14 protein-coding genes are annotated in these 16,588 nt (G+C 54.8%); 5 read left to right on the top strand and 9 right to left on the bottom strand.

Going from position 1 to position 16,588, the window contains the following annotated elements; all coding sequences use genetic code 11:
* Positions 1 to 91: 91 nt before the first annotated feature.
* On the top strand, positions 92 to 1,054 hold the full coding sequence (locus LF95_RS18230; protein ID WP_143182096.1) for a hypothetical protein: 963 nt from the start codon (positions 92 to 94) through the stop codon (positions 1,052 to 1,054).
* A 130-nt stretch (positions 1,055 to 1,184) separates the two neighbouring features.
* Here LF95_RS18230 and LF95_RS18225 read toward each other — a convergent pair whose 3' ends face one another.
* The gene (locus LF95_RS18225) at positions 1,185 to 2,072 is read right to left on the bottom strand and encodes a LysR family transcriptional regulator (RefSeq protein ID WP_073956598.1); all 888 of its coding nucleotides are present in this window, start codon (positions 2,070 to 2,072) and stop codon (positions 1,185 to 1,187) included.
* 111 nt (positions 2,073 to 2,183) lie between these two features.
* On the opposite strand from LF95_RS18225, the gene LF95_RS18220 reads away from it, so the two are divergent.
* Complete coding sequence (locus tag LF95_RS18220) at positions 2,184 to 3,257, top strand: YeiH family protein (RefSeq protein ID WP_073956597.1); 1,074 nt, start codon at positions 2,184 to 2,186, stop codon at positions 3,255 to 3,257.
* Between the two features lie 234 nt (positions 3,258 to 3,491).
* On the opposite strand, the gene LF95_RS18215 is transcribed toward LF95_RS18220, so the two are convergent.
* Positions 3,492 to 3,905: a DUF779 domain-containing protein gene (locus LF95_RS18215; protein WP_073956596.1), complete on the bottom strand. Its 414-nt coding sequence runs from the start codon at positions 3,903 to 3,905 to the stop codon at positions 3,492 to 3,494.
* Between the two features lie 70 nt (positions 3,906 to 3,975).
* Positions 3,976 to 5,496 (bottom strand): aldehyde dehydrogenase, encoded by a 1,521-nt coding sequence (adh, locus tag LF95_RS18210; protein ID WP_073956595.1) that lies wholly within the window; start codon positions 5,494 to 5,496, stop codon positions 3,976 to 3,978.
* A 371-nt stretch (positions 5,497 to 5,867) separates the two neighbouring features.
* Here adh and LF95_RS18205 point away from each other — a divergent pair, with 371 nt between their 5' ends.
* Positions 5,868 to 7,787 (top strand): sigma-54-dependent Fis family transcriptional regulator, encoded by a 1,920-nt coding sequence (locus LF95_RS18205; RefSeq protein WP_073956594.1) that lies wholly within the window; start codon positions 5,868 to 5,870, stop codon positions 7,785 to 7,787.
* A 117-nt stretch (positions 7,788 to 7,904) separates the two neighbouring features.
* Here the strand turns inward: LF95_RS18205 and LF95_RS18200 are convergent, their stop codons facing one another.
* The 5 genes from LF95_RS18200 to LF95_RS18180 form a co-directional block, all read right to left on the bottom strand.
* The gene (locus tag LF95_RS18200; RefSeq protein WP_073956593.1) at positions 7,905 to 9,167 is read right to left on the bottom strand and encodes an extracellular solute-binding protein; all 1,263 of its coding nucleotides are present in this window, start codon (positions 9,165 to 9,167) and stop codon (positions 7,905 to 7,907) included.
* Between the two features lie 126 nt (positions 9,168 to 9,293).
* Positions 9,294 to 10,109, bottom strand: coding sequence for a carbohydrate ABC transporter permease (locus LF95_RS18195; RefSeq protein ID WP_073956592.1), 816 nt, complete (start codon positions 10,107 to 10,109; stop codon positions 9,294 to 9,296).
* Positions 10,106 to 11,005: a carbohydrate ABC transporter permease gene (locus LF95_RS18190; protein ID WP_073956591.1), complete on the bottom strand. Its 900-nt coding sequence runs from the start codon at positions 11,003 to 11,005 to the stop codon at positions 10,106 to 10,108. Before LF95_RS18190 ends, LF95_RS18195 begins: the two co-directional genes overlap by 4 nt.
* The gene (locus tag LF95_RS18185) at positions 10,996 to 12,114 is read right to left on the bottom strand and encodes an ABC transporter ATP-binding protein (protein ID WP_073956590.1); all 1,119 of its coding nucleotides are present in this window, start codon (positions 12,112 to 12,114) and stop codon (positions 10,996 to 10,998) included. Before LF95_RS18185 ends, LF95_RS18190 begins: the two co-directional genes overlap by 10 nt.
* 75 nt (positions 12,115 to 12,189) lie before the next feature.
* Positions 12,190 to 12,828 carry a TIGR00725 family protein gene (locus LF95_RS18180; protein WP_143182095.1) on the bottom strand — a complete coding sequence of 213 codons (639 nt, stop codon included), beginning with the start codon at positions 12,826 to 12,828 and terminating at the stop codon, positions 12,190 to 12,192.
* Between the two features lie 73 nt (positions 12,829 to 12,901).
* Between LF95_RS18180 and LF95_RS18175 the strand changes: the two genes are divergently transcribed.
* Entirely contained in the window at positions 12,902 to 13,651 is a 750-nt protein-coding gene (locus LF95_RS18175) for a DeoR/GlpR family DNA-binding transcription regulator (RefSeq protein WP_073956588.1), read from the top strand.
* 33 nt (positions 13,652 to 13,684) lie between these two features.
* On the opposite strand, the gene LF95_RS18170 is transcribed toward LF95_RS18175, so the two are convergent.
* Positions 13,685 to 14,194 (bottom strand): Lrp/AsnC family transcriptional regulator, encoded by a 510-nt coding sequence (locus tag LF95_RS18170; RefSeq protein WP_083607818.1) that lies wholly within the window; start codon positions 14,192 to 14,194, stop codon positions 13,685 to 13,687.
* Positions 14,195 to 14,334: 140 nt separating this feature from the next.
* Here LF95_RS18170 and asnB point away from each other — a divergent pair, with 140 nt between their 5' ends.
* Positions 14,335 to 16,278, top strand: a complete 1,944-nt coding sequence (gene asnB, locus LF95_RS18165) for an asparagine synthase (glutamine-hydrolyzing) (protein WP_073956586.1) — start codon at positions 14,335 to 14,337, stop codon at positions 16,276 to 16,278.
* Positions 16,279 to 16,588 lie beyond the last annotated feature (310 nt).

Raw genomic sequence — 16,588 nt, 5'->3', positions numbered from 1 at the left:
TGGGTTGTTCTTTGGGTAAAAGTTTATATTAAAATCTCAATTGTATTGTTTTATTTGATCAATTGCTTTGTCCCGATTGGCCGGGGGATGGTTGTTTGTTCTGCTCTGTATGGTCATTATTACACCAATAAAAACCATTTATAACGATTGGTGGATACGAGTTGAAATGACGGATCAGAATGAAAGACCGGCAACTGACATGCTGCAAACAACTTCTTATGAAAACGCCAGGTTCGACAGGAATTTGTTTGCGGAAACCTTTTTCGTGATACGTCAGAATTGGGCTCTATCTGTGTTATTCGTGATTGTGCTTGTTGCCGTGGACCAGGTTTCAAGTGAAATTCTTGGCAGGAATGGCACGCCTGTCACGATCCTGTCTGGTGCGGTGATGGCGGGCATGTTGATGTTTGTGTTTCAGGCCACAATCGTGTCGTCAGAGAAGCACGGGAAAGTGGAACGCTGGCACGGTCTTAGGGCGGTGTTCAGGTTTTCGTGGCGCTTGTTGTTTGTGGTGCTGTTATGCGGCCTCGCATTTGCTCTTGTGGTCTTCGCCTTCGCACAGGTGGCAGGTTATGCCTTAACTTCGAACTATTTTCTTCTTTTCCTGTGCTTTTTTGTTGCGATGGCAGCCGTATCCAACATTCTTACCCGTATTGGGACGATGGTGCCCGCCGCCATCGAGGGGAAGCATGCCAGCCTGCGCGAAGCCTTTATCCGCGGCAAAATAAACGCCATGGAAACTTTTTTGCGCTTTTTGCTAATTCCCTGCCTGCTTGTGCTGGTCAGTTCTGGCGCGGTATTGGTTTATATGAATGTGCTTGTAGATGATGCGACACTGCAAGCAACGCATTTCTGGCGCATGCCGGAATATATGGCCCTGATGGGGGCCGCTTCGATTATCCGGGTTGTTGAGCTTGCGTTTTTGGCTGTCATTTTGTGCCGCGCCTATTTGATGAATGAGCAGGTGATCGGTGATCATATTTCGGGGCAGACAGCCGACCCGGCTTCGGAGGTTTCTGAGGGCCATTCAGCAACGCAGGCGTCGCAGTCCTGATTGTTTAAGGGGCATGCAAACTGGTTAAACCCTGGCGGGGAAGCTGGTTGACGTGCCTGGCCCTTGTGATATTTGCGCGCCGGCCCCGGGCCGGAATTGTTTTTAAGCAAGGTCTGGGGCTGGCAGACATTCAGTTTTTGGACAGGGCAATGTCGCCCAGCACACTGGCCGCCCGGCTGTGATGGCGTTCCTTGTGATGCAGCATCATAAAGGAACGTTCGGGCAGGGTGATGTTGGCGGCACATAAACGGCCCTGTTCGATGAAGGGCAGTGCGACGCTGCTTGATACAACAGCTGCCGCATTGCCCGCAGCTGCGGCCGATATGACCGACTCATTGGAGGGGAAGGTCATGACGATATTAAGGTCCGCTGGGGATACACCCGCGCGGCGCAACGCACTTTCAAATTCCGACCGGGTACCAGAGCCGGTTTCGCGCAGAACCCAGCTTGTTTGGGTGACAAGATCGGCAAATGTCAGCGGTTGGCCCTTGGCCCAGTCATGGTTTGGCGCAACGATGACCATCAGGGCATCCTTGGCAATTTCGCGCATCAAAAGAGCCGGTTCATCAATCTCGCCTTCGATAAAGCCAAGATCGGATGACCCATTAAGGATGGCATCGCTGACATTGCGGGTGTTGCCGATGGCAAGGTTGATTTCAATGCGCGGATACTGGTCGTGGAAGCGCATGAGAACCGGTGGCAGCCAATAGCTGGCGATGGTTTGGCTGGCCGCAACATTGAGCGTGCCGCGCTGAAGGCCGCCCAGTTCGGCCAGGGTCAGTTCGGCGGCCCGGGCGCGGGCAAGGGTGGCCCTGGCTTCATCCAGAAAAATCCGCCCCGTTGCGGTCAGTTCGATCCGTCGTCCCACGCGGTGAAACAGCTCTACCCCATAATAGGTTTCAAGGTTTTTGATCGCGGCACTCACGGCAGACGGCGTAAGGTTGATGATTTCGGCCGCACGGGTCAGATGTTCGCGCTGGGCGACGGCGACAAAAATCCGCAATTGCTCAAATGTCATAACGGCGTTCCAATCATCAAATAATAACGAATGATTTATCTTATATTATTCGATGGAAGCGAACTGTGTAAAATGTGAAATTCCGCCTGTCATAATTCTACAGGTGCTGCCATGTTAATTTTCGATCATATCAAACGTCTGTTGCCCGGTTTGGCCTTAACAACTGTCATATCCCTGGTGGCACAGATGGGCGAAAAGGCAGAATTGCACCTGTTTGGCCATCCCTGGATCGAGGGGCTGGTGCTGGCGATTGTGCTGGGCACGGCCTATCGCAGCATTTTTGGCCTGCCTGATAAATTTGATGCCGGGGTGAATTTTAGCGCCAAAACCATTCTGGAAGTGGCGATTGTCCTGCTTGGCGCCTCCATTAGCATCAACGCGCTGGCCGGGGCCGGGTTTTATCTGGTTGGCGGGATTGTATTGGTGGTGTGCCTGAGTTTGGCTGTCAGTTACATGATTGGCCGTTTGCTGGGCCTGCCCAATCGGCTGGCGATTTTGGTGGCCTGTGGCAATTCGATTTGCGGAAATTCGGCCATTGCCGCCACTGCCCCGGTCATTGACGCGGATGCCGAAGATGTTGCCGCCTCGATAGCCTTTACGGCTGTGCTGGGGGTGGTTTTTGTGCTGCTTTTGCCGTTCCTGCAGGCGGCCCTGGGGATGTCGTCTACGCAATATGGCATTTTTGCCGGGTTAACGGTGTATGCCGTACCGCAGGTTTTGGCGGCAACGGCCCCTGCCGGGTTGGTTGCCACCCAGATTGGCACATTGGTGAAACTGGTGCGGGTTTTGATGCTGGGGCCGGTGATTTGCACGCTGGGTTTGGGCGCACGGCGCATCGCGCGTAAAAATAACCCGGATGCAAATGGCATGGTTGCGGGCGAACAGGCCGTCAAGACCGGCCTTGGGGCGGGCCTGCCAATTGGCAAGTTGCTGCCGTGGTTCATTATCGGTTTTCTGGCCATGATGGCGTTGCGGTCGATGAATTTGCTGCCCGACGCGGCCGTGATCCCGATGCAGCATGTGTCCTCGATCCTGACCATTATGGCGATGGCCGCCCTTGGGTTAAGTGTGGATGTGCGCAATGTGATGAATGCTGGGGGAAAGGTAATTTTTGCGGCAAAGCTGTCGCTGGTGTGCCTGTCGATGGCGGCCTTTGGTTTGCTGGCCATTTTGCAGATTGCGTAATGACGGGCGAAAGGCTGTCGGCAAAAAAAAAGTCCGCCGGCTCCTGAGAGGTCGGCGGACAAGTTTGCAAAACAGAACGTCGGCGCTGGCATTTCCACCGGGACGGAGAGAACATCCCGTCACAGGCAGGAGGCAAGAAAGCGCGCTACACAAAACCGGATCGGGGTAAAGACCGGTTACGTTCTGCCTTGCGGTTTTCCAGTTCGGCAGAACGGAAAACGGGAGGCATAGAGGTTATTCTGCGTGTTCTGCATCCTTTAATGCGGCCCATTCCGCGTCGCTGAAAACGCGTGAACGGGTGAGAAATCTTTTGCCTTCCGGCCCTTCAAGCGAAAACATCCCGCCACGCCCATCGACAACATCAATAATCAGTTGGGTGTGACGCCAATATTCATATTGCGCCTTGCCGATGTAAAACGGGCTGCCTTCAATTTCGCCCAGCAGCACATCCTGTGCTCCGGTTTTGAAATCGCCCTGGGCAAAGCACATGGGCGCACTGCCATCGCAACACCCGCCAGACTGGTGAAACATCACCGGGCCGTGGATGTCCTTTAAGGTACGGATCAGTTCAAGGGCGGCGTCGGTTGCGGTCACGCGGTCGGGTATTTTCCCGTCGCTGCCGCCATCGGCCGCGGGGTTCGTGGTCATTTTCTGCTCCTGCGATAAGAAGGTTGCCAGGCCCCTGAAAACAGGAACCCGGCCACCATCCGGGGAGAAATCAGAAGAAGCCCATCGGTTTGGGATTGTAGCTGACCAGAAGGTTTTTGGTCTGCTGATAGTGGTTGAGCATCATCTTGTGGTTTTCACGCCCGATACCCGACTGCTTGTAACCGCCAAAGGCCGCATGGGCCGGATAGAGGTGATAGCAGTTGGTCCAGACGCGACCGGCCTTAATGGCGCGGCCAAAGCGGTAGGCGCGGTTGGCATCGCGGGTCCAGACACCGGCCCCCAGGCCATAAAGGGTATCGTTGGCGATGTGCATGGCTTCGGCTTCGTCTTTAAAGGTGGTAACAGAAACCACCGGGCCAAAGATTTCTTCCTGGAAGATGCGCATCTTGTTGTGGCCTTTAAAGATGGTCGGCTGGATGTAAAACCCACCCGCCAGATCGCCTTCAAGTTCGGCCTTGTTGCCGCCGCACAGAACTTCGGCTTTTTCCTGTTTGCCAATATCAAGATAGGACAGGATCTTTTCCATTTGCTCGGTCGAGGCCTGTGCGCCGATCATGGTGTCGGTATCAAGCGGGTTGCCCTGTTTGATTTTGGCAACACGCGAAAGAACGTTATCCATGAATTTGTCATAGATGCTTTCTTCGACCAGGGCACGCGACGGGCAGGTGCAGACTTCGCCCTGGTTAAGGGCAAACATGGTCAGGCCTTCGGCGGCTTTCTGGCGGAAATCATCATCCTGTGCCATCACGTCGGCAAAGAAAATGTTGGGCGATTTGCCGCCCAGTTCCAGCGTAACCGGAATGATGTTTTCGCTGGCATACTGCATGATCAGGCGGCCAGTGGTGGTTTCGCCGGTAAAGGCAATTTTGGCAATGCGGTTGCTTTGTGCCAGCGGTTTGCCCGCTTCGACACCAAAGCCCTGCACCACGTTAATCACACCGGCAGGCAAAAGATCGCCGATCAGGTCCATCAGCACGCAAATCGAGGCCGGGGTCTGTTCGGCTGGTTTCAGAACCACGCAGTTACCCGCAGCAAGGGCCGGGGCCAGCTTCCAGACGGCCATCAGGATCGGGAAGTTCCAGGGAATGATCTGGCCGACAACACCCAGCGGCTCATGGAAATGATAGGCAACGGTATCGTCATCAATTTCGCCCAGCGAGCCTTCCTGCGCGCGGATGGCACCGGCAAAATAACGGAAATGGTCAATCGCGAGCGGAATGTCGGCAGCCAGCGTTTCACGCACGGCTTTGCCATTGTCCCAGGTTTCGGCAACCGCCAGCATTTCCAGGTTCTGTTCCATGCGGTCGGCAATTTTGTTCAGGATATTGGCGCGGTCCGTGACCGAGGTTTTACCCCATTTGTTCGCAACGGCTTCGGCGGCATCAATGGCCTTGTTGATGTCTTCCTCGCTGGAGCGGGCGACTTCACAAAACACTTTGCCATTTACCGGCGAGACATTCTCGAAATAGCGGCCCTTGGCCGGCGCAACCCATTCACCACCGATGAAGTTTTCATAACGTGACTTGAACGAGACAACGCTGCCGGAATCGCCGGGATTTTTGTAGATCATCTGAACTTATCCTCCGTGATGTATGGCATTTGCCACTTTTTTGAATTTATCCATCTCTACACTGGCAAAGGCTGTGCCAGATTGGGGAAAGGCAGGTGTGATGCAGAAAATATGATAATTATCAATTATTTGGCCGTTGGAGCCGATGGGAGTTCCGCTTTGTTTTGCTGTTCTGTGTTTGGAGCATATGAGACAAAATGTCCCGTTTTTGGCGCATATATGCGACCTTGGTGGAAGGTGGTCGAAACTGGTTGGTGTCCGGCCTGTGCTTTGTTAGGATTTCAATGTGACCGGTGTGCTGTTCCTACGCAGTGCAGGCCAGAAAACAACAAGGCCCCCAAAACAGCCGGCACAGGAAAAAGGAACGTCTGATGTCTGGAAGCCATGCCGGTGGACGGATCGAGGCTGCCTTGCAACTGAGTGGTGTTGCCCAGAACCGCGCCGTCCTTGAATCGTGGCAGCGGTGTCATGATCAGTTTGGTCTTGTTCATGAAACAGCCCGACGCCCCGAAATCATTTCCGAAAGCCAGACCCGCCAGCGCCGGGATCGCAGTGGCCGGTTGTTTCACCATGCGCATGATACGGTGCGCACCCTCTATCGCCAGATCGATACGGCAGGTTATGCGGTTTTTCTAACCGACCATGATGGCGTGATCCTGGATAGTGTGGCCGCACATTCCATGTTGCCGTCTTTTCGCTCAAATGGGCTTCTGCCCGGCGCGATCTGGAGCGAGGAACGCGAGGGTACGAACGGAATTGGTACCTGCCTGGTCGAGGGGCGGGCGATTACCATTCATAAAGACGAACATTTTTTAACCCAGCATGCCGGATTAACCTGCACCGCCGCCCCGGTTTTTGACCCGGAAGGCCGGGTGTGTTCGGTACTGGATGTATCTGCGGTGCGCAATGACATCCGCCGCGAGGATTGTTTGCGCGTGCGCAGCCTTGTTGCCGATTATGCCGATGCCCTCGAACGTATTTTGTTTTTCGAGGAATGTGCAGGCGAAATCATTTTGCATTTGCATCCCGATGCCAGCCATGTCGGCAGTGCGCGCGATGCGCTGCTTGCCATTCGCCCGGATGGCAGTGTTGCCGGTAGTACGGCGCTGGCACGGCGTTTGTTATCGGCCCAGGGGGGCATTAATCATGTCAAATCGTTACTGGGGACCGACCTTGACAGTTTGATGTCGCGAATGCTGGCAACAGGCTCAAGTGACAATAAAAACAGCGCAACACAAGCCGTTCCGCTGGGTGGTGGTGGCGTGATGTTTGGGCAATTGACCCTGCCCGAAAAGCAGCGCCGCCGGTTTTATACTCCCGGTATTGCCTCTGCCGTGGCAAAGCCACGCACTCAAAATATCGATATTCCAGACCAGGACCCGGCCCTGCGGCGGTTGTTCCAGATGGGTTGTAAATTGCTGGCAGGCGAGATCAATTTGCTGATGTCGGGCGAAACGGGCAGCGGCAAGGAACATATGGCGCGGGCCATTCATGATCAGGCGGTTGGGGCGCAAAAACCGTTTGTCGCCATTAACTGTGCGGCCTTGCCCGAAAGCCTGATTGAAAGTGAATTGTTTGGTCATGCTAGCGGGGCCTTTACCGGGGCGGCGCGCGACGGTTTTGGCGGGCGTATCAAACAGGCCGATGGCGGGACGCTGTTTTTGGATGAAATCGGCGATATGCCGATTGGCATTCAGGGCCGGTTGTTGCGGGTTCTGGAGCAACGGCGTGTTGAGCCGCTTGGCAGTACCAAATCGGTACCAGTGGATTTTCGCCTGATTTGTGCCTCGAACGTGGATTTGACTGCCGCCGTTGCCAAGGGCAATTTTCGCGAAGATTTGCTGTATCGGATCAAAGGCGCACGTTTGGCCTTGCCCGCCTTGCGTGACCGGGCGGATCTGGAGGATCTTGTTGCCCGGCTGTTGGCGGATTTTGCCAAGGGGCAACCTGTGCAATGTGATGACGCAACAATGGAAATTTTGCGCCAGCATCATTGGCCGGGCAATGTGCGTGAACTGGTCAATGTGTTACAATATGCCTGTGTCTTTGCCGAGGATGGCATTATTCGTGCAGCCGATTTGCCCGACGAGATGCAGCCCGGTGTTACAATGCGTGACAAGCCCGCGTCGGGCCCGTCGCAAAACCCGTTATGGCAGGCCGAAAAGGATGCCCTGGAACAGGCGCTGCTTCGGCAGCATTGGCATGTCAGTAAAACCGCAAAAATGCTCGGGATCAGTCGCAACACCCTGTATCGTAAAATGGAAAAATACGGCATTGAGCGTACCGGTTAATAACGTTTCGGTTGGCATCGCTTTAGGCGGCCCTTGTGTGCGACATAAGATGTGCAAAAATCCCGGCGCTGTTTTGTGCGCCGGGGTTTTTGTTTTCGGGTGATTTTTTAAGACTAATTATTTCATGCCAAGGCGGGTACGGACTGTTTCGGCCAGGGATTTAACCGTTTCGGCCGGATTGGCTCCTTCGGTCACATTAACCAGGGCAGCCGCGATCAGGTCGTTTACCGCAACGCCTTCGTCACCCGGATAGGCATACCACGGACCGGCAAAGTTGGCGATTTGCTGGTGGGCGGCACGGGCCTGCGGGTTGGCGGCGTAATAGCTGGCAAGATAGCTGTCGTCCTTGACCAAAATCGAATTGGTCGGGGCGTAGCCGGTATTTTCAACGATGATTTTTTCGCCTGCCGGGCTGGTGACAAACTTCATATAACGCCACACAGCTTTTTGCTGCGCGGGGTCGGTTGCCAGCATCACCATGCCGGAACCACCGGTGGGGAAATAAACCTTGTCGGCCGGGGCCATAACCGGCAGCGGACGGACGGTGACATTAAACTTGTCGCCTGCACCTTGTACAAACCGGTTCAGCAGCGACGAGCTTTCGAGCATGATGCCCAGCTTGCCTGCCGGGAAAGCCTGGCGGGCTTCGCTGCTGCCATAGGTTTTCATGCCGCCTTCTTTGGCGAAACGCTGATACAGGGTTGCTGCAGCAATGCCCGCCGGGCTGTCAAAGGTAATGTCGGTTTCATCCGTATTCATCGGGCGCCCGCCATAAGCACCTAACAGGGACTGAAAACGCCAGTCATGCGGTTCAATCCAGATGCCGTCGGTGGTGGGGGACAGGGCGTTGATTTTGGCGGCCAGTTTGATGATGCCGTCAAAATCGGTCGGGAAGTTTTCCATCGATCCGCCCGCCTGTTTGACCAGGTCCGGGTTGACATACATTACCAGTGTCGAGGCGGATACGCCCAGTGCCCAGGTTTTGTTTTTGTATTGCCCCAAACGAACGGCAGGGCCGTAACCCTTTTCATCAAACGCTTTCATGTCACCAATAAAGGGATCAAGCGGCTGGGAAAGGTCGCGTGCCTGCAGAACGCGCCACAGGTTCAGGCCAACATAGGCAACATCGGGCAGTTTACCTGCGACCGATTCACGCAACAGGCGCTGGGTGCCATCTTCATAGCTGTCAGCCGGGCCATCCAGAACGACTTTTACGTCAGGATTGGCGGCCATAAAGGCCTTTGCCAATTGTTCCTGTGTATTGGCCCAAATGGTGGGGATGCTGTAATGCACGCGAATGGTGGTGGTGTCCTGTGCTAAGGCAAAGCCGGGCGCAAGGGCGGCAAGGCCCAGGGCGGCGGCAAACAGGGTTTTCTTCACGGGTTTTCTCCTGAAGTAAGCAAGTGCAAAGGAAGTGAACAGGCGGGTGAAAGTGAAAAAACAAAGTTGAAAAGGCCGTTTGACCACAAGGGTTTGTGACCTTTTGGCGGTTGGGTTGTAGCGGCGTTATCCTTTCAGGCCACCGGTTGCCAGCCCCTGAATGAAGCGGCGTTGCGCCATTAAAAAACCGACAATCATGGGGGCGATGACGATTACGGTTGCCGCCATCAGCGGGCCGATATCGGAGCCTGATTCCCGGTCGCGGAAATACAGAATGCCGCGTGGCGGGGTGGCAAGATGCGGGTCGGAGGTGACAATCAGGTTCCAGAACAGGTCATTCCAGTGGGCCACAACCGAAAAAATGCCAAAGGCCGTTGCCGCAGGCAAAACAAGCGGCAAAGCAATGCGCCAGACAATGGCGGTTTCCGACAGGCCATCAAGCCGGGCGGCATCAAACAGGTCGGGCGAGAGGGCGGCAAAGGCCTGACGAAACAGGAAAATACCAAACATCGAGGTGACAAAAGGCACAATCAGGGCAGTGTAGGTATCGAGCAGGTTCAGTTTCGCCAGCGCTAGAAACAGCGGAATGGCGGTGACATGAAACGGCACCAAAAGCCCTGCCAGCACCAGACCAAAAATAACCTGCCGTCCGCGAAACCGGCGCTGGGTCAGGGCATAGGCGCAGGGCACGGAAAACAGCAACTGGAATACTAAAATACCGGCACAGACAACGGCGCCGTTCACCAAAAAGCGCCCCAGATCCACCTTGGTAAACGCGGTGATGTAGTTATCGAGCGACAGGTGGGCAGGGAAAAAATCCAGTGCCGGGCTGAAAATTTCCGCACTGTCCTTAAAGGATAGCGACAACATCCAGAAAAAGGGCACAAGCATTAAAAACGCGCCCAGCACCAGTGCGGTGACAAGGAAAATGCGACCGATCATCGGTAATGGACCTTTTTTTCGAGAATGCCAAATTTCAGGGCCGTGACAAGCAGGACCAGAAGGAAGAAAATGATGGTCAGCGCACTGGAATAACCTGCCTTGAAGTAAACAAATCCTTCGCGGTACATCGCATAAACCAGCACGTCAGAGGCAAAGGCAGGGCCGCCCTTGGTCAGGGTTGCAACGGTTTCAAACACCCGAAATGCCCCGGTTGCGGTAATGACCGTGACAAACAGGGTGGTGGGGCCCAGCATTGGCCAGGTTACGGTCCAAAACCGGTTCCAGCCGCTGGTGGCACCGTCAAGTTCGGCGGCGTCATAAAGGTCCTTGGGGATGGCGGCAAGGCCTGCCAAAAACAGCACCATATTATAGCCAACTGACTGCCAGATCCCGATGACGGCAAGGGTATAAAGTACCAGCCCCCGGTCAGACAGCCACGCCGGTCCCTGCTGGCCCATTGCAGCCAGCAACTGATTAACCAGCCCCAGGCTGGGATGCAGCAGCATTTGCCACACCACGGCCATTGCCACCAGTGTGGCGGCAACGGGCAGGAAATAGGCCGCCCGCAAACCACTGGCAAAGCGCGGTGCTTTTTGTGCCAGGCGATGCAGGCCCAATGCCACAATCAGCCCCAAAAAGATCGATACCGGGATAACGATGGCGGCATAAACAAGGGTGTTGGTCACGGCGCGGCGGGCGGTGGGATCGGTCAGCATGACGATGTAGTTTTGCCCGCCAATCCAGTTAAAGCTGCGCGCGCCAAACTGATAATCGGTAAAGGACATCAGCGCGACAATGATGACAGGCACAAAGATAAGCACAATCATTGCCAGGGTGGCCGGGCCCGCCAGCCAGATATCGGTCAGGGCTGATCTTGCATTGCGGCTCAGGCGCATGACCGCGCCTCCGTTTCCAGTGCTGCGCAGCGTTTGCCACTGGTGGTATCAAACACATGCAAATGGGCCGGGGCGCAGGCAAGGCGTATTTCCGTCCCCGGTGCCGGTGGCTGCCAGTCACCCGTGGCGGTGGCGCGCAGGGTAATGTCGCCCTCGCAAATCACATCCAGCAGCATTTCCGCCCCCTGATATTCGATGGCGTGTAATCGCCCGGTAATGGGGCCATTTGCGGCAGGGGTTAAATGTTCGGGTCGAATGCCGGTCACAACCGGGTCTGTCGGGGCTGCAACACCAATAGCGTGAAATAACGGATGTAAACCCCCCGATTGCGGGCCGGGCACAAACGTAATGGGGTGGGTGCCGACAAAGGCTGCGACATCGCGACTGGCTGGCGTTTCGTAAAGCTGGCGCGGGGTACCAAATTGCGCCACCTTGCCCCCCAGCATCACCGCCACCCGGTCAGCCATGCTCATGGCTTCAACCTGATCGTGGGTGACATGAACAAAGGTACGACCGGTTGCGCGGTTCAGGGCAACGATTTCGGCCCGCATCTGCACGCGCAATTTGGCATCCAGGTTGGATAGCGGCTCGTCTAGCAAAAAGATCGAAGGATCGCGCACCAGGGCACGGGCCAGGGCCACACGCTGTTTTTGCCCGCCCGACAATGCGCCGGGCTTGCGGTTTAGCAAATCCGTGATACCGACAGACGCGGCAACCTTTTTAACCCGGTCCAGGGTGGTGTGGCGGCGTGTGCGGCTACCGGGTAAAAAACGGCCCAATGGGGAGCGGTCAATTTGTGAAAGTTCGCGCATTGCCAATGGCAGGCCAATATTTTCGGCTACGGTCAAATGCGGATAAAGGGCATAGGATTGAAAAACCATCGCGACATTGCGTTCGACGGCACTAAGCCCCGAAATATCGCGGCCCTTGATCCGGATGCGCCCGGCATCCGGATCGTCAAGGCCGGCAATAAGGCGCAGCAATGTTGATTTGCCACAGCCCGATGGCCCCAAAAGGGCGAGAAAACTTCCTTCCTCGGCAACAAGGGAGACACCGTCGAGAACGGTGTTGGTGCCAAAGCGCCGTGATACGGCGTCTATTTCTAACATGTTCCGGTTCCTGTCGCTTCATGCGGTCTGCATGTAATATATCGCTAACAGTCGCCGGATTAAGTGTAATTATTGTTACATATGTTGCGGCGTTAAAAGAGCAAGGACCAGGGCCTCGATTGTGGCGTCAACCGTGCCTTCCGTGCGCAGGCCTGGAACATCGGGGGTGGTGCATAACCCAAAAACCGGCTTGCCAAACTGCAAGCCATAGGCAATTTCCGACAGGGTACCGTATTTGCCGCCTACGGCAATCAGGACCTGTGCCGATTGGGCGATAATGGCATTGCGAGCCCGGCCAATGCCGGTTGCCAGCGGCAGTGAAATGAACGGGTTGGCAGCGTGCCAGTCTTCATCAGGTAGCAGGCCAATGGTAAGGCCGCCAGCATTGTAAGCCCCGCGTGCTGCGGCTTCCATTACGCCGTTTTTACCACCGCAAATTGTTGCCAGCCCCAGATCAGCCAGTGCCTTGCCAACATTTTCGGCGGTGGCATTTTCGGTTTCGTCGGCTTCACGCGGTCCGATAACGGCCACGGGCACAGTGCGGCATTTATTGCTGCCTGTGATGGCGCGCATGGCATTTTGGGCGCTTATCGGGGTCAGGTCGTTGGGGGTGATGTCCCCTTGCATCCACTGCCATTGCCAGGCATCAAAATACATGTTCTGTTCCTGCCACAGGCAGTCGGATTTGTCGGACCAGAGGAATGTCATTGTCATGTTAATCCTTGAAAAGAAGTTGTGCTGTAAGTTATCTTCCATTTTACAGCATTGTCCATAGGGGATTTTCAGGATGCTTTCACTGTCAGATCGGCAACAGGAAGTTTTGGCCCGGATCGAGGCCAAGGGCTTCATCACCCTTGAGGCGCTGGCCGAGATGTTTTCGGTGTCGATGCAAACGGTGCGGCGCGATGTCATTGCCATGCACGAGGCCGGGTTGATTGAGCGTTTTCACGGTGGTGCCGGTGTGAAAGGCGGCGTTAAGGGGGGCGTTTGGGTAGACCGGATGGATCATGGGCAAAAGCGCATGATTGGCCGCAGCGAAAAACGCAGCATTGCCGAATATGTCGCTGGCCTGGTGCCCGATGGCGCATTTGTTTATCTTGATGTGGGCACCACGACCGAGGCCGTGGCTGAAATGCTGGCCTCAAAGCCGCTTCTTTATGTTGTGACCAACAGCCTGCATGTGGCGGCGGCCTTTGACCCGGCCCGGCACGATGTGCGGATGCTGCCAGGGCGGTTAAGCGGGGCGGATGGCTCCGTCACGGGCGAGGATACGGTTTTGGCGCTACGGGCACTTCGGCCTGATTTTGCTTTTATCAGTTGTTCTGCCATTGAACCGGCGGGCAGCGTGATGGATTTTGATCCTGGCAAGATTGCGGTGAAACGTATGGCAATGTCGGTTGCCCGCAAGGCGTATTTATTGGCGACAACCGACAAATTCGGCAAGACGGCAAGGGTTGAAATCGCCGATCGTGCCGATTTTAATGACATTATCACCGAAGAAACCGGCTCCAATTCGCCGAACTCTTCGTCGTCGTGACATCGGTTGGTGCCAGCGGGGTGCCGGCGATTTCTACCCGTCTGTCAGTGTGCTGCGGAGCGGGGAAGGGGCTGTCAGGCTTTCAAGTGGATAACCGGTAAAGCCCTTGGTACGTTCCATCACGATATGGCCGCGAAAGGTTTCGATCCCGATGCTCGCATGTGTCAGCTTTTCTTTGATACTGTTGAAATGCGGGATATCCTTGCAAATCATATCAAGCGTATAGTCAAACGGGCCGGCAATTTTAAAACATGAAATTACTTCATCGACTTCGGCGATGGCGGCTTCAAACTGTTTGAAATCCTCGACCAGGTGGCTGCCAAGGGTGACTTCGGCCATTACATGCAGGTTGGGTCCGATTTTATCGAGGTCGATATCGGCAATATATTGCGAAATCAGGCCGCTTTCTTCCAGTTTGCGCACCCGTTCCAGGCAGGGAGAAGGCGACAGATTGACGGCCTCGGATAATTCGAGGTTCGATATCCGGCCGTTGGTTTGCAAAATTTGCAGGATGCGAATGAAAATTCGGTCAAGTTTCAACATGGATCTGTTATGCCGCATGCTGGGGGAAAAGAAAAGTTGCCGATTTCCGTTGTCGCAACCTTTGCTGTTCGGTATTACCGGAGCAGACCCGAAACGTATCGTGATGACGGGCAGTAATATCAGGGCTTCAGAGGATTCCCATGTGCGGCATTACCGGACTATGGACACCAAAACAGACCGGCCAGCGCGATAATACCGCGATTGTAACGGCGATGAATGCAGCCTTGCTGCATCGCGGCCCTGATGGCGGTGATATTTGGGTGGATGATGTCACCGGCATTGCCCTGGGCCAGCGCCGCCTTGCCATTATTGATTTAAGCGATGCCGGTAAACAGCCCATGCCATCGGCGGATGGCAGATACGTAATGGTCTATAACGGCGAAATTTATAATGCCGAAGACCTGCGAGCCAAGCTGGCGCGCCATAACATTGCCTGGCGTGGTCATTCCGATAGTGAAGTGATTCTTGAGGCCTTTGCCCATTGGGGTGTTACCGAAACCCTGAAGCTGCTGATTGGCATGTTTGCCATTGTTTTGTGGGACAAAGAACGTCGCCGCATGGTGATGGTGCGTGACCGTCTGGGCATCAAGCCGCTTTACTGGACCCATCATGAAGGGTGTTTTGCCTTTGCATCCGAATTAAAGGCCCTGGTGGTGGGCGGGGTTTGCCCGCGCGAGGTGGATAGTGGCGCGCTGGATAATTATTTGCGCTTTGGTTACGTGCCGTCGGGGCAGTCGATTTATCGCAAAACCCGTCAGGTGCGCCCCGGTCATATGATCGAAATTGATGCCGAAGGCCAAATTCGCGATTCCAGTTACTGGTCGATGGAAGATGTGGTTTTAAATGGCCGCAACAATCGATGGGCGGGCGATGATGCCAGTGCGATTGACGCACTGGAAGATTTGCTGCGCGATGCGGTGGAACGGCGCATGGTCGCCGATGTGCCGTTGGGTGCGTTTTTGTCGGGCGGGATTGATTCTTCGACCATTGTCGCCCTGATGCAATCGGTCGCGTCAAAACCGGTTAAAACCTATTCCATTGGTTTTGAAGACGAGGCCTTTAACGAGGCCGCCTTTGCCGGCGCTGTGGCAAAACATTTGGGAACCGACCATACCGAGCTTTATGTTACGGCGCAGGATGCCCTGAACGTCGTGCCCAAACTGGCAGACATGTATGACGAGCCGTTTTTTGACAGTTCGGGTATTCCAACAGCCTTGATGTCGTCGCTGACCCGCAAGGATGTGACGGTTGCCCTGTCCGGGGATGGGGGCGATGAAACTTTTGGCGGCTATAATCGCTATTTGTGGTCCAATAATCTGGCGCGAACCAGCAAAATGATCCCGTTTGGGGCATCGCATATTGCCAGCGCCCTGACATTGCTGTCGCCCCGGCAGTGGGACAGGGTTTGTTCGGTGCTGCCGGTGGGGGGTAAAACCGGCACCATTGGCGATAAAATTCACAAGGTCGCACCGCTTTTGGCCATTCGCGATGATATTGACCGCTATATTGCGCTTTTGGAATTGTGGGACCCGGAAACACTGCGTCCATACGGGCGAGGGGATGAAAAGGCAGCGGTTTTCCATGTGCCGGGCGAGAAGTTTTCGCGCAATCGCAACCTCGATTACATCTCGGCCATGCAGGTGATGGATACGATGATGTATATGGTTGATGATGTGCTGACCAAGGTGGACCGGGCCTCGATGGCGGCGTCCTTGGAGGTGCGTGTGCCGTTGATGGATCACCGTGTGATCGAATTTGGCTGGCGGTTGCCGGCACATTTGAAAATTCATGACGGGACCGGCAAAATTGCACTACGGCGTATTTTGCAAAAATATGTGCCCGATGAATTGATCAACCGACCCAAAACCGGTTTTGGCGTGCCATTGGCCGAATGGTTGCGCGGACCATTACGTGATTGGGCGCAGGATTTGCTGGCGCGAACGGCCCTTTATGAAGATTTTGGCCTTGATCGCACGATTATTGAAACGGCGATGAAGGACCATCAGGCGGGTCGCACCAATAACGCCCATAAATTGTGGTCTGTTTTGATGTTATCGGCCTGGCAGCAGCGGTGGCTGTCGTAACCCGGCATTTGCGGTTTTAGGTTCTTGGTTTGGGATTATTGGGGCGCTGTTGCGGTGTATCGCGCAGCGCCTTTTTTGTGTTTTGGGCAATTATTTTCGGAAAATTACATTTTAAGGCGTTTTGCTCAGGAGGCAGTTATGGGTACGTTTGATTGCTATAAGCCTTGTAGGTGTTGAGCATTCTGCATTTTTGCCATTACGAGGCGATGTTTTCGCTACGACAATCTTGGGGAGCCGGAATACCCGGTTCTGTTGGAATGTGTTCAAAATGTCATGATTGATCCCTTGAAAAATTTTCGTAAATGAACTA

Source organism: Thalassospira sp. TSL5-1 (assembly GCF_001907695.1).
Lineage (GTDB): Bacteria > Pseudomonadota > Alphaproteobacteria > Rhodospirillales > Thalassospiraceae > Thalassospira.
Note: the sequence above shows the minus strand (reverse complement) of the source record. Positions and strands in the feature narration are given on the sequence as shown.

What these genes read in the sequence shown, in the direction of transcription:
- LF95_RS18225 (WP_073956598.1), bottom strand. Translation starts at nt 2,072, where the DNA reads ATGACATTTGAGCAATTGCGGATTTTTGTCGCCGTCGCCCAGCGCGAA.
- LF95_RS18220 (WP_073956597.1), top strand. Translation starts at nt 2,184, where the DNA reads ATGTTAATTTTCGATCATATCAAACGTCTGTTGCCCGGTTTGGCCTTA.
- LF95_RS18215 (WP_073956596.1), bottom strand. Translation starts at nt 3,905, where the DNA reads ATGACCACGAACCCCGCGGCCGATGGCGGCAGCGACGGGAAAATACCC.
- adh (WP_073956595.1), bottom strand. Translation starts at nt 5,496, where the DNA reads ATGATCTACAAAAATCCCGGCGATTCCGGCAGCGTTGTCTCGTTCAAG.
- LF95_RS18205 (WP_073956594.1), top strand. Translation starts at nt 5,868, where the DNA reads ATGTCTGGAAGCCATGCCGGTGGACGGATCGAGGCTGCCTTGCAACTG.
- LF95_RS18195 (WP_073956592.1), bottom strand. Translation starts at nt 10,109, where the DNA reads ATGATCGGTCGCATTTTCCTTGTCACCGCACTGGTGCTGGGCGCGTTT.
- LF95_RS18190 (WP_073956591.1), bottom strand. Translation starts at nt 11,005, where the DNA reads ATGCGCCTGAGCCGCAATGCAAGATCAGCCCTGACCGATATCTGGCTG.
- LF95_RS18185 (WP_073956590.1), bottom strand. Translation starts at nt 12,114, where the DNA reads ATGTTAGAAATAGACGCCGTATCACGGCGCTTTGGCACCAACACCGTT.
- LF95_RS18180 (WP_143182095.1), bottom strand. Translation starts at nt 12,828, where the DNA reads ATGACAATGACATTCCTCTGGTCCGACAAATCCGACTGCCTGTGGCAG.
- LF95_RS18175 (WP_073956588.1), top strand. Translation starts at nt 12,902, where the DNA reads ATGCTTTCACTGTCAGATCGGCAACAGGAAGTTTTGGCCCGGATCGAG.
- LF95_RS18170 (WP_083607818.1), bottom strand. Translation starts at nt 14,194, where the DNA reads ATGTTGAAACTTGACCGAATTTTCATTCGCATCCTGCAAATTTTGCAA.
- asnB (WP_073956586.1), top strand. Translation starts at nt 14,335, where the DNA reads ATGTGCGGCATTACCGGACTATGGACACCAAAACAGACCGGCCAGCGC.